Below are 12,399 nucleotides of genomic sequence, written 5' to 3' on the forward strand. Positions count from 1 at the left end.
CCTTTTTAAATGAACCGTGCAAGGAGCAGGCTCAGCTCGAATAATAGTATCAGGACCACGCCCACGATGAGTTGCGAGAGCATCGTGGGGTCCGGGGAGATGAACACGGCGAAGCCCACGAGGAGCCCGTACACGACGAGCCGGCTGTCCACGAGCGCCTTCCTTTTTACCAGGCCCATCCTGATGGCCAGGAGAATAATGAGGGGGACCTGGAACACGACCCCGAAGCCCAGCATGAAGTTCGTTACGATGGTGAACGTTTGCCCTATCGACAGCTCGGGCGAGGCGAGCGAGCCCTCATAATTGAACAAAAGGTCGAAGAAAAGAGGCATAGTGACAAAGTATGCCAGCGCCGATCCGGCAACGAAGAGGAGCAGGGAGAACGGGAAGACGGCATAGACGAACCGCTTTTCATGCTGGTACAGGCCCGGCGCCGCAAAGCGGAAGGCCTCGTAGACGAGGAGCGGGAACCCGATGGTGACCGCCGCGAGGAACGACACGATGATCCGCACCTTGAGGAGCTCCAGGGGCTCGTAGACGGTGAGCGTTGCCGAGGCCGGCACGACGTGCCCGAGGACGATGTCGACTAGCGAGGAAGAGAATGGAAAGGCCACGGCCATGAGCGCGAGCGTGACGGCGAGGACGATGACCACGCGGTCCCGCAGCTCCCGGAGGTGCTCGGACAGGGGCATCTCCCGGTCGTGGGGCGGGAGCGATGTTTCGGGCATTGGTTAGGTGTGTCCGCCGTATTAATAAAAAAACTTTACCTGACGAGGAGCCGCCAGGCGGCGCAGCCGAGCACGATGAAGCCGCCGGCGAACGCCAGCAAAGGGTTCCTCAGCAGGTCGATGCTGTCCGTGGCAAGGAGCATGCCGACCGCGATCATCAAGAGCCCCACGGCGATCCCCGTCATGTCTAGCACCGACACCTTCTGCACGGGCGCTTTTTTATTTGTGGCCGCCTCGAGCGCCGCCACCCGGCCCTCGAGAGATGCGTGCGGGCCTTCCGGCCCGGCGGGCACGAACTCGGTGACGTCGCAGGCGCTCGCGTCCCCGGAGAACCGCATCTCCAGCGCGCTCAGCCGGCCGCCGAGGCCCCTCGTCCGCTGCTCCAGCGCCATGATCCGCCCGACGACGTCGGGCCCGGACTCCTTATTCGTAGCGTCCATAGTAACCACATGTGTAATTACATAATGGTAAGCCGCAAACTATAAGTATTTTACCGATAAATGAAAAAAAGTATGCTGGACGAGAAGGGAGCCGACTTCCTCGGGATGAGGCTCGTAGTGGTGCTCATGGCAGCCTTTTTGCTGCTGTCCGTGGCCTCCGCCTATGTGGAAGCGTACGTCGAAGGGGCCTCGAGGGACCAGGCGAGGCGGGAGGCGTTCCGCATATCGAGCCTTGCATCCGCCGAGTTCGCCTCGGGAATACCCGGTGGCTCCGCTGAGATATCGGTGAGCGTGCCGGGCTGCGTGAGGCACATCGATTTTACGGGCAATAATTATAGCATCGAGTTCAGTGACGGCTCCTGCGAAGTGCATGCAGCTGGCTGCCCGTTCATTCCCGCCAGGCTGTGCCCGGGCGAGCACCGCCTGGAATTAAAGGTCGTGGATAACGGCACATACGCCGTCTCCATGGAGGCTCAGGATGCTCGATGACAGGGGCGTGGACTACGGCGTCCTGACGGGCATAGGACTTGTCATCGCGTCGGCAGTCGTGCTGCTGTTCGTATTTTCCATGGTCAGGTCCTCCGCTTCGGCCGACGTGGCGATCGCGCTCGAGTCGGCCGCATCGGAGGTGTGCGGGGACATCGAGACCGTGGGCTCTATGGCCGTGCCCTATCGTGTAGAGCGCTTCTACCGGCTGGACGGGGCCGAGGTCCGCGCGAGCTCTGGATACGTGAACGCCTCCTGCGGGAAGGACGTGTTCTCCAGGCCGTTCGCCTTCCGCATCGTGCCGGGGAGGTATGAGGAGAACGGCTCCCTGCTCTGGAACGGCTCGGCCGGGATGCGGGAGTACCTGAACGCCACATTCAACGCCACGGGCACCAGGGAGAGGCCGGTCGACGACAACCATACGAAGGCTTTAACAACGCTCATGGACCGGGCGAGCACGAGCACGTTCACCAGCCCCGTGGAGGTGCCCCACGGGAGGCCCCTGATCATCGAGAAGACGTTCATATACGCCATGAACGGCGTGGAGGCGGAGCCATATGTGCTCGTTTACGCGGGATGAGCGGGGCGTGACGGAGCCCTACACGGACCTTCCGGCGCTGGGCATCGTGGCCGTGGGGCTCATCGTGTTCTTTTATCTCGTGCTCTCGGCGTACTCGTCGTACGCCTCCTCCGCCTATTACGCCTCGGTGAAGGGCGACCTGAGGAGCGTCGCCCGCGCCGTCGCCGCCGACCCCGGGCTCACGTACGCCCCTTATACGTTCGATGCCCGGAAGCTGGACAACGCGTCATTAAGCAGTGCAGATTACGGGTACCAGGCCGTCCGGATGACGGTCGATGCCCCGGGGCGCCACTGGGCATGGGGCCATCAATCGAGCGGAAGGTCGGCAGGCTGTATGCTCCCCGTCTCGGTCAGGCTGAACGACGCCAGGTGCATCGCAGGCACTCTCAAGGTCACCATGTGGGAGCGATAGAATGGATGACGGGTACTCCACCATCATCGACGCCATCATGTTCCTGGCCATGGTGTCCGCCTGCGCGATCATCCTGTCCCCGGCCATCGCCGGAGGCGAGAGCCGGCGGGCCGTGGCAGACTCGAGCCTCCGGGCCCTGGCGTCATCGTGCCTGGCATCGGTGGAGACCGGCCGCGTTGACTACTTCGAGTACCGCATCCTGGGCGACCGCGTGGATGCCGTCGCGGAGAGCTGCGGCATCGACCCCGGCGCCTGGCTCTACAGGGACGTGACGAAGGCCGTGCTGGGCCGGGGAAACCGCCACAAGTCCGCCATGGAGATGGCCGCAGAGGCCGCCGCGTGCCAGTTCACGGTCCGCATGGGAGGGGACACGCTCACGCTCAACCCGCTCACTGCCGAGTACCGCAGCGGCGTAGAGCGGGCCGTGGACGGGCAGGCCAGGGAAAGGCTCGACGGGCGTTATGCGTATAATTTTACCCTGCGCTGGGTCCCTTTCGCCGGAGTGCCCTTCGAGGGCTCCGTGGAGTGCGGCAAGCCCGTCCCCGTCGGCGCTGCCTCCGCCTCCACCCTGGTCACCATGCCGTATCAGGCCGGCGTCACCGGGAGCCGCATCGAGGAGGCCATATCCCCGGAGCTCTCGGGCATCGAGAACGCCACCCGCGAGTACAGGGCCGGGGGCCGGGACGATGTTTACAGGGAGCAGCTGAGCGCATATCTTAGTAGCTCATTGAAGAAGTCCAGCAGTCTCATGGTCGAAGAGGTACTGGGGAACACGCTGTACCGGGTAGTGCCGGCGAGCGACGTGGGGAACCCCCTGGCCATGCTCGCCTCCTTCTCGGACAACGACACCGTATCCGCCGGCCCGGTACTGCTGAACGCGAGCGATGACCTGGAGGACGTCTTATGCGACATGATCGTGCAGTACAGCTCGGAGCCCCTGGACGGCCTGGCCGATAAGATCATCGAGGGCGTCGATGACGGCTCGATAGAGCCCGGAGATGAGAGGGATATCATAGTAAACTGGCTTTGCACGAGATACAATCCATCGGCGGCACGGGCCACGCTGAGCGTATGGGTGACCGCCGATGCTTAAGGACGACGGCGCCAGGGTACCGTTCGCCGTCATCGGCGTGCTCCTGATCTTCGTATCCACTGCGGCGTCGGCGTACCTGATGTCCATGCAGTCGCTGGGGGTCACGAACGCCGTCGAGGACGAGAGGGAGGCCGAGCTCAACGACGCGCTGGCCTGCGCGAAGGCCGACATCGACAGCGCCCTCAACTACGCCTGCATATACGCGGAGGAGGACATCGGAGAGCGGCCTATCGTCAACTCCACGATGGACCCCGGCGAGGCAAACCTGCTCCGGCTCGAGCGCATGGCGGCCCGGAACCTGACGCAGTACCTCGATGCCAACTATCAGGGCAGCTTCGTCTACGGCGACTACCGGATCGACGCCTCGATGTGCGGCAACGTCAGCGTCGAGCCCCTCTACATGAACCTGAGCCGCGTCGTATACCACCCCGTGCTCCAGTGCCAGGTCCGCTACCCGGCATATTACGTGGCCTCGACGCCCATACGCCTTCACATCACCCGCCCGGGCAGCACGCTCGACCATGCCGAGGAATACGAGGCCAGGACGCTGGTCACCTCGCGGTACCCGCTCCTGGAGAGCCTCACGGAGGAATATGAGGCGCGCCTGAACGGCACGGTTATGCTAGCCGACGCGACGGCGGCCTCGTTCGCGTACACCTGGGCCAGGGGGTACTGCCAGTACTACTCGGGCGAGCCCGCGAACATCGTGGACAACGACGACCTCGCGCTCATCGCCAACGCCGCGTCGCTCCTGGAGCAGGGGTGCGAATACAACTCGGTGGACCCGGTGAGCCTGGCGTCCCTGGTAAAGCACACGTACGACAACACGCGCTCCACGGAGGACGTGCTCGAGGATAACGACCTCTCGTACATCAACCAGTACAACTTCAGCAATACCTCTAAAAAGCCCCTGCCAAGGGATGAGGTGCCCGACGAGTACTCTTTTAACGGGGACGAGATCGTGGATAAAGCGCTCAGGAAAGCCATCGCCGACCCGGTGAGCCGCTACGACGTGGAGAAGGCCTACGGGTGCCGCATGTACGTCACGGTCCAGAGGAGGGCCGTGTCCGAGCGGTATAACGACACGGGAAGCATCTGCCGGGAATCGTATCCCCTTGCCTCGAACGAGAACGGCACAGGCCCCTTCTTCCGCGAGGTGTGGAAGGCCTGGGAGAACGATACGTGTGGCAGAGGATGGACCGAGGCCGTCACCATCGACTACGTCATGGAGGACTGCTCGCTCCTCCACGCGTATAACGACGTGCGGACGCCCCATAAAGAGGCCTCGTACGCGTCCGGGGGCAGGGCTTACGTCGACTCGAACCTCGTGAAGGCGGTGGACGGGTACCACGGCGTCGTTCCCGTCCAGGACGTCCTGTTCGACAGGGCAGGGTACCCGTCGGGCAGCTCAGGGCCGACGGTCGAGATAGCGTGCGAGCACAATGAGTGGGTGGAGAACGCCTCAGTGTCGGAGCTGAGAGCGCTGGCGCCCGGGATAAAAAAGGGCATATCAGTAACGCTCAAGGCCTCCGATTATGGCTCATATGACGAGATGATGGCCGGGGCATACGGAAGGATGCAGGACCAGTTCAGGCGTAACTATACCGCCTACCTGTCGGAGGGCGATTACCGGAATGATGGCATATTCAGGGGCTGCGGAGCGAAGTACGTCTTCTACAAGCGGGTGGCGTTCCTGGACGACATCGGGAACGCGCTGGACGCCTCGGCGAACGCCTCAGAAGAGGTAAATAAAAAGATCGACAAACAGCTAAAAGACTACTCCCGCGACATGAACTCGTCCACGCTGAAGGACAACGCCCGCAGCTCAAAAAGCTTCCTGGACGACACGAAGATGTTCATACCGTTCGGGCTTAACATGACCCTCGCCGGAGGCGAGGGCAAGTACGACCCGTACAAGTGGGAGGAGAACGTGTCCCTGGCCATCGACCAGCGCCCGAACTACCTGTACGTTGATAATTATACGGACCCCGAGACCGGCTATACGGTGAGGCCGCTCAAGGTCAGGAACGTGTGCGCATTCGCCCTACCCACGGACGTGGTCGATACGGGGGAGGCGACGGGGGCGGTGCTCGACGGCATCGACGCGGTGGCGGGAGCGGCCGGAAGGCTGGCCAACGATACCATCACGGCCGAAACGTCGGAGCTCGTGGACAACGTCTCGGCTGAGGCGAAGCAGGCGATCAAGGACGAGATCAACGACGCCCTTGTACACGACCAGGACCTGCAGGGCCAGGTCACCAGGGAAGACGTGAACAGCTCTGTCGAAAGCGCGTTCAATGACCGCACGCCGGGGCAGGCCGTCAGGGACATGAGGAACGGCACCCTGCAGAGGGAGATCGCCGGGGACCTCGCGGGGAAAGCGAAGGCCCGTGCCGAGAGCGAGCTGGCGAAGAGGTCCGACGAGTACGTGGACGCGTACGGCGACTATATCGCCGGCAAGGCCGAGGAGGCCATCCTGGGGGCCGAGGAGCGCGCCGTCTCGTACGTTATAAGCACGCTAAGCGACAGCGTAAAAGGCGTTTTTAAGGACTTCATGGCCGAGGCGGCGGACAAGACAGGGGACGCTGCGATAAGCGCAGCGCTCAAGCGCATCCCTATGGGCCTGCCCCTGCTGCCTCCGTGGGGATGGTGGGCGACCATGAACCTCTGGTATATCGAGATCTACGGGGAGATACCGTACCTGGCCGTCTACGACACTGATAGCGAGCCCATCCCGGACCCAGTCCTGGGACAGAGGGCCACCGTGTACGTGCGCCGCCCGATGCTCGACATCAGGGAGGGGGAAATAATGGGGAGCAACGAGCCCGTTCGCTTCCACATCCGGACCTGCACCTTCATCGTGGTCCCGCCCGGGCCCCAGGGTATCGGCGATAAGCTGGGCGGCTGGGACGAGAAGAGCCCTGGCTTCGACGAGGTGCCCGCATGAGGATACGGGCGCTGGCGCTGGCAGCGGTCATCCTGGTCTCGATGGCAGGGGACGCGGAGGCCAGGCACGTCATCAAAGCCTATTATAACGGGCAGGAGGCCACGGTCACGGGCGTCGTCCTCAAGGTAGGCGAGCCGTTCACGATCGACCTTTATGTTACCCCGGACCGGTACGCGACGGTGTCCGCCCGCCTGAGGGAGCCCGGAGGAGGGCTCGAGTCTTACGGGCGCATCTCGGGCGATCCTGTGGATATAGTGCGCAAGAAGGGCGGCACCGGTGATACCGTGCACTTCCAGTGGGTGCTGGCCCCCACGGACGCGTGGGCCGGGGGCACGGCGCCCCTGGACATCCAGTATAACGTGTGGGGCGAGACCATGGACGGGGACGTGCAGGGATGCTTTACGGCCGTGGAGGCGTACATCTCTCCTGTAAAATATGGGCCGCCGCTCTGGTCACGGGAGGGCGCCCACCTGCCACATAGCGGCGTCCGCCGCGCCATCCGGTGCCGCGCGCCATCGCTTATCACGTAACACGAAGCCTATTTATATCCAGACCCCATTACTACGAGCCCATGCTAAACAGGTTATTCAGTATATTAAAAATAAAGAAGTCTTTGCAGGCCAGGGACTGGACCCGCAACACGAGCCTGCTCCAGTCGGGCGTTTGCGGCGGGTTTAACTTTACCCGCTAACCCCTTTTTAACTTTCAGTTTCACCTACCCTTCCGGCTCAGGAACAGGTACAACCCGAGGAGGCACAGGATGCCCACTGCCAGTGACGCCAGCAGGGCAGCCCACTCGATGGGGATCCCTGAGGGCTCCGATGTCGTGGCGCTCGCAGTCGCGGAAGCGCCCACATCGAGCACCATGGGAACGAAGGCCACGTTCCTTGCGTCGTCCTCCCCGCCGTTCGCCATGAGCATGTCCGGGTAATACAGGGGCTTCTCTTCCGTCCGGTCCTCTGCAGCCCCGTATTCCGCCACGGCCACGATGTCCTTCTTCGCCTGGATCGGCTTGCCGTCGTCCGTGGTCGGTGCCACGCCCGAGAACGCGTATCGGCCCTGATCGTTCGTCGTGGCAGAGACGGTCCTGCCATCTGTCACCATCGGGACGAAGGTGGACCCGTTATCGGACCGCTGGTAGAGCGCCACGGTCACGCCGGGCAGGGGCTGGCTGTCTTTTGTCAAGACGATGCCGATGACCCTGTTCTCGTGGTGGGCCGGCGCCTCGGCGGGGTCCGGGCTCGAGGAGGGAGAGGTCAGCGGGAGGATGATGCGGGTATCGAGCACTTCGGTCACGGCTGCGTTGGGAGTGACGTTCACGGCCTTGCGGGCCGACTCGTAGACCACTCCGTTCTCCCGATGCTGAGCGTATAAGATGTAGCTGCCCGCGGGGGCGTAGAACGTATAGCTGGCCTTGCCGTCCGTCCTGTCGGCGAACTGGTAGTACCTGATGCCGCTATCGGGGTCCGCCAGGTAAACGATCCCCGGGATGAAGCTGGCGGCATTCCCGGCGCCGGCCTGGATGGCGCCGTATATGTAGCCGTAGACTGGCTCAGGATAGTTCGAAAAACTTGTCTCGTTGCTGTTGATGCACTGGATGCCTTTTGAGGGATACCATCGAGTGTAGTACGAGGGAATCTCGTATGTCTTCCCGCCCCGCGTGAGGTTCACCCTCACCGAGACCGTGTCAGTATCCGATACCACGTTGACGAAGTCGTAGTTGCCGTTCTCGTTCGTATAGTTGATCGATATGGTCTTATGCGCGTTATCGATCAGTGTCACGCAGGCTCCCTGCAAGGGGCCGCCGTATCGGTCGAGCACCTGCCCGGAGAGAGAAAAGGGCGTGCCGGCGGCGGAGGCCGGGGAGACAAAAAGCACGACCACCGCGAATATGAGCAAATAATACAGTCGCATTAACATACACCAAGAAAAAAAATAAAAAGGGAGCTTAAATAGCTTATATCACGATCGGTTAACCCTTAGAACGTGTACATGCTCAGGTCGTGAGTGCCCGCCGCTTCTTCGATGTTGTCGATGGCCCGGTAGATCTCCACGATGCCCTTGTTGCCCAGCAGCCTCTGTTCCGCTTCCATGAATTGTTTATTGATGTCGTCCATGTCCCTCTCCGGGAGGAGGTCGTACATCGCGGGGAAAATGACGGTCTCTTCCCAGGCGGCGTGGGCCGTGATCATGTCCTTGAAGCTCTTCGTGAGCAGCGCCAGCTCGTCCATTTCGCTCTTGCCCTTGACCTTGCCCCCTCTGGTCAGGTCGAGCACCATCTTGTTAACGACTCGGGCGTCATCGTGCTGGCCCTCAAGCGTTTCCGTCATGCTGCTCAGGTAGTCGATCTGCTCCATGCGCGGGTAGACGCTCTCCTCCTCGAACGCCATGTGGTGGTCGGCCACCACTTTCTGGATCGCGTTGGCCGCGCTGTTGATGGGGCTCAGGTCCGTGCTCCTGTCGTCGAGGGCGCTGTCCACGACGTTATCGATGGCGAGCAGCAGGCGGGTGAGCATCGCGTGCTCCCTGGAAAGCGCTTCAGGGGCGGACACGTTCATCGAGCGTTCGCTCGCCCACGTAGGCCTGGCCTGGGTCGCCTGGGCGAAGATGCCCAGAAATGCGCCCGGCCGATAAGTAAATCTCCTAAAGGTCATGCATATCACCGCGCGGATAATTTTAGTGTTATTAATAAAAAATGTGGCAAAATTAAACGTGATATTGTAAAAATGAGCTTAATTAGGGCTTTTTAAGATGAACTGTACGTTACTTTTCGTTTTTTCCACGGCTCGCCATGTCATAAAAGTACTTGACCTTCGAGCTGTGCTCGATCATCGTGGTGGTGTTGAAGCAGTCCTTCAGGTCCGGCCCGATGGCGAACGAGCCGTGGCCGCGGTTCACCACGCCCCTGTACTTTCCCGGCGAAAATACCGATATCAGGTTATCGTACAGCTCCCTGGAGCCCGAGTCCCCGTCCACGATGGGTATGGTGCCCAGGAACGGGAGGCCTTCGCTGTCAAGAGGCCGGATCTCGCCCTCGCAGAGGAGCGACTCCACGATGGCGAACTGCGGGTGAGCGTGGATGATCGCCATCGCGTCCGTGGCCCTGTATATGGCGCGGTGGCTCGAGGTCTCGGACGAGGCCTCGCGGTCGGCGGGCGAGGGCTCCATGCCCACCTCGATCACGTCGCCGGCGCTCTCGATGGAGTCGAGCATGACGCCCGTCTTTTTTATCAGCAGCCCGCGCTCCGTGCGCACGCTGATGTTGCCGAACCTCGAGCTGACGAGCCCGCTCGCGGCAAGCTTTTTACCCCAGTATGCGATATCCCGCCACATCATATCCCCTTATCACGCGCATATTATTAATGCTATGGATGGCGTCATGTAAAATAAGACCGGGGGCTCAGTTTCCACAGGAAGCGAGGGGGTCGAAGTATGGTTTCGCATCTGAAGGCCTGGGAGGACGAGTATACGCGCACCGAGTGGAGGGGGCCCTATAGCATCGAGCCCATGAAAGAGCTCCTCAGGGCCGGCGCCCGGGTGCTGGACGTGGGCTGCGGGAACGGAAAATTGCTCGCCCCGCTGGCCAGGGCGGGGTTCGACGTCCTGGGGGTGGATATATCCAGGGGGGCGCTGCTCACGCTGGCGGACCGGAGGATCGTGCAGGGCGACGCCCGGGACCTGCCCTTCAAGGAGGATACGTTCGGCGGCGCCGTGTGCTACGACGTGCTCCAGCACCTGCTCGAGGCCGAGAGGGACGCCGCCGTCCGGGAGATACGGCGGGTGCTCGTGCCGGGAGGCCTGCTTTTTATCCAGGTGTTCGGCAGGAAGGACATGCGCTATGGAGGCACCCTGGTGGAGCCCGACACGTTCAGGCGGCACAGCGGCATCATATACCACTACTTTTCTGAGGATGAGGTGAGGGCCATGCTCTCGGGATTCACGGTGCTCCGCATGGACAGCTCCATCTCCGTCAAGGCCTTTAAGGGCGAGGAGTTCACCCGCCATAAGATCACGGCCGTCGCCCAGAAATGAGCGGGACCACAAAGGTCAAATATACATTGGATTCTATAAAATGTCAGGGGATGCGGATTTAAAAAACGCGGCGATAGAGGCTTTTTTATGCTTCCCTGCCCCGGCCATCTAAGGAAGGGCAACTTTTGTATGGCAACCACTAGTTTACTATACAATTCGTTATATAATAAAGCCTTGATGTCCCCGGGAACAGGACACAATTTAAATATCAGTTTGACAAATGGTAGTTAGCTGAGGGAAAATGGATATCGTTGATGGCTTGTACGGTTTTTTTGGCGCCGGCGACCCCGCGACGCTGCTTCTTGACCTGCTCGTGGCGGCAGTTCTGGCCGTTTCCATCGCCTACCTGGCCAGGGAGCTGTACCGGATCTACGTGGAATACACCCCGAAGGAAGCCCCCGCGCTCGTAAAATCCGAGATGCCGGAGGTAAAGCCGGCCACAAAGCCCCCCATGCCCGGGCCCATGGAGGCCATGAAGACGCCCGTAGCGGGTAATGCCGAGATACCTGCCATCGACGTGGTGAAGGGCACGCTACAGGAAAGCATGATGACGCTCACCCAGAAGTACAGGCTCGGCTCGCTCACCCTGGCGTCCCAGGACGGCCTGGTCATCGCGTCCACGAGCAAGACGCCGGAGCAGGATGCGGCCGTGTACTCCGGCCTGTTCCAGGAATTGTATAAAGTGAAGCAGGAGCCCTACTACTACGTCGAATCCAAGGGCGTAAGCCTATACTCCGTCGAGAGCGGCGCCCAGAAGCTGATCGGCGTGGCCGCCCGGAAGTCCGGGCTGGCCCCCGAGGAGGCCAGGGCCGTCCGCGATGACACGAAGAAGGTCGTCGAGCGTTTCGCCAGCCTGAAATAATCAAAAAGTTATTAATGTTTGGCCATAGAGCTTTTTTCGGATGAATTCCATCGACACCGTTACCTTCGACGTCTGGAATACTCTGCTCGTGCATGAGTTTTACGATGATCGTGTCAAGCTGGCGCGCGTCGAGCGCATCGAGAAAGCCCTTGACTGTGCGGGCTTCCGGTTTAGCAGGGATGACCTTTTGAAGGCCTACGACTACTCCGAGGCCAGCCTCTGCAGCCTCTGGAAGGACGAGAGGGACGCGAGCCTGGACGGCCACGTCGCTTTGTTTTTGGACGGCCTGGGCCTGGAGGCCGACGAATATCACAAGGACATCCTCCGCCAGCCTTACGCCGACGCCCTGCTCGATTTTAAGCCCGTGATGGTGGAGGGGGCGCCGGATGTCCTGGCGAGCCTCAAGAAGAAGGGCTACCGCATCGGGCTCATATCGAACACGGGCCGGACTCCGGGCGAGACGATCCGCCGGGTGCTGGACGGCTACGGCATCCTGAAGTACTTCGACGCCACGGTGTTCTCCAACGAGTTGGGCTACATCAAGCCGAACAGGCGCATCTTCGAGAGAGCGCTATCGGGGCTGGGCTCCCGGGCCGCTAATGCGGTACACGTGGGCGACAGCGTGCTTCTCGACATCTACGGCGCCCGGGAGGCTGGCATGAGCGCCATACTCTTCAACAAGTACTCGGTGCGCTTCGAGAAGTACGCGACAAGGTACTACGAGGCCAACGGCCGCAGCGGCACGCCGGACGCCGCCGTCGAGCGGCTTGCGGACGTGACTTCCGCCGTCGAGGCGCTCGAGATAAAGTAAATATACAC

The 12,399-nt window shown here is 61.5% G+C and carries 14 protein-coding genes; 9 read left to right on the forward strand and 5 right to left on the reverse strand.

The features are described from left to right. Positions 1–5: 5 nt before the first annotated feature. Together tatC and MCP_RS14935 are read right to left on the reverse strand one after the other, a co-directional pair. Positions 6–728, reverse strand: a complete 723-nt coding sequence (gene tatC, locus MCP_RS14930; protein ID WP_012901687.1) for a twin-arginine translocase subunit TatC — start codon at positions 726–728, stop codon at positions 6–8. Positions 729–763: 35 nt separating this feature from the next. Then, positions 764–1,168, reverse strand: coding sequence for a hypothetical protein (locus tag MCP_RS14935; RefSeq protein ID WP_128860102.1), 405 nt, complete (start codon positions 1,166–1,168; stop codon positions 764–766). 72 nt (positions 1,169–1,240) lie between these two features. Between MCP_RS14935 and MCP_RS14940 the strand changes: the two genes are divergently transcribed. From MCP_RS14940 to MCP_RS14965, 6 genes are read left to right on the forward strand one after another with little or no spacing between them, the layout of a single operon-like run. Next, positions 1,241–1,657, forward strand: a complete 417-nt coding sequence (locus MCP_RS14940; RefSeq protein ID WP_012901689.1) for a hypothetical protein — start codon at positions 1,241–1,243, stop codon at positions 1,655–1,657. Further along, positions 1,647–2,234, forward strand: a complete 588-nt coding sequence (locus tag MCP_RS14945; RefSeq protein WP_012901690.1) for a hypothetical protein — start codon at positions 1,647–1,649, stop codon at positions 2,232–2,234. Before MCP_RS14940 ends, MCP_RS14945 begins: the two co-directional genes overlap by 11 nt. Further along, the gene (locus MCP_RS14950; RefSeq protein ID WP_012901691.1) at positions 2,212–2,646 is read left to right on the forward strand and encodes a DUF7285 family protein; all 435 of its coding nucleotides are present in this window, start codon (positions 2,212–2,214) and stop codon (positions 2,644–2,646) included. Before MCP_RS14945 ends, MCP_RS14950 begins: the two co-directional genes overlap by 23 nt. Position 2,647: 1 nt before the next feature. Next, positions 2,648–3,739: a DUF7284 family protein gene (locus tag MCP_RS14955; RefSeq protein ID WP_012901692.1), complete on the forward strand. Its 1,092-nt coding sequence runs from the start codon at positions 2,648–2,650 to the stop codon at positions 3,737–3,739. Continuing rightward, positions 3,732–6,686: a DUF7286 family protein gene (locus MCP_RS14960; RefSeq protein WP_012901693.1), complete on the forward strand. Its 2,955-nt coding sequence runs from the start codon at positions 3,732–3,734 to the stop codon at positions 6,684–6,686. Before MCP_RS14955 ends, MCP_RS14960 begins: the two co-directional genes overlap by 8 nt. After that, positions 6,683–7,216: a sarcinarray family MAST domain-containing protein gene (locus MCP_RS14965; protein WP_012901694.1), complete on the forward strand. Its 534-nt coding sequence runs from the start codon at positions 6,683–6,685 to the stop codon at positions 7,214–7,216. The genes MCP_RS14960 and MCP_RS14965 overlap by 4 nt, the downstream gene beginning before the upstream one ends. Positions 7,217–7,397: 181 nt before the next feature. On the opposite strand, the gene MCP_RS14970 is transcribed toward MCP_RS14965, so the two are convergent. The 3 genes from MCP_RS14970 to MCP_RS14980 all read right to left on the reverse strand — a co-directional run bounded on the left by MCP_RS14970 (position 7,398) and on the right by MCP_RS14980 (position 10,022). Beyond that, complete coding sequence (locus MCP_RS14970; RefSeq protein WP_012901695.1) at positions 7,398–8,606, reverse strand: carboxypeptidase-like regulatory domain-containing protein; 1,209 nt, start codon at positions 8,604–8,606, stop codon at positions 7,398–7,400. Positions 8,607–8,665: 59 nt separating this feature from the next. After that, on the reverse strand, positions 8,666–9,340 hold the full coding sequence (locus tag MCP_RS14975) for a hemerythrin domain-containing protein (RefSeq protein WP_012901696.1): 675 nt from the start codon (positions 9,338–9,340) through the stop codon (positions 8,666–8,668). 109 nt (positions 9,341–9,449) lie between these two features. Further along, on the reverse strand, positions 9,450–10,022 hold the full coding sequence (locus tag MCP_RS14980; protein WP_231845108.1) for an aldolase: 573 nt from the start codon (positions 10,020–10,022) through the stop codon (positions 9,450–9,452). A 96-nt stretch (positions 10,023–10,118) separates the two neighbouring features. Between MCP_RS14980 and MCP_RS14985 the strand changes: the two genes are divergently transcribed. The 3 genes from MCP_RS14985 (at position 10,119) to MCP_RS14995 (ending at position 12,391) form a co-directional block, all read left to right on the forward strand. Beyond that, positions 10,119–10,718, forward strand: a complete 600-nt coding sequence (locus MCP_RS14985; protein ID WP_012901698.1) for a class I SAM-dependent methyltransferase — start codon at positions 10,119–10,121, stop codon at positions 10,716–10,718. Between the two features lie 241 nt (positions 10,719–10,959). After that, the gene (locus tag MCP_RS14990) at positions 10,960–11,580 is read left to right on the forward strand and encodes a hypothetical protein (protein WP_012901699.1); all 621 of its coding nucleotides are present in this window, start codon (positions 10,960–10,962) and stop codon (positions 11,578–11,580) included. Positions 11,581–11,620: 40 nt separating this feature from the next. After that, a complete protein-coding gene (locus MCP_RS14995; RefSeq protein ID WP_012901700.1) occupies positions 11,621–12,391 on the forward strand; it encodes an HAD family hydrolase in 771 nt (256 codons plus the stop codon). Positions 12,392–12,399 lie beyond the last annotated feature (8 nt).

It is taken from the genome of Methanocella paludicola SANAE, assembly GCF_000011005.1.
GTDB classification, from domain to species: Archaea; Halobacteriota; Methanocellia; order Methanocellales; family Methanocellaceae; genus Methanocella; species Methanocella paludicola.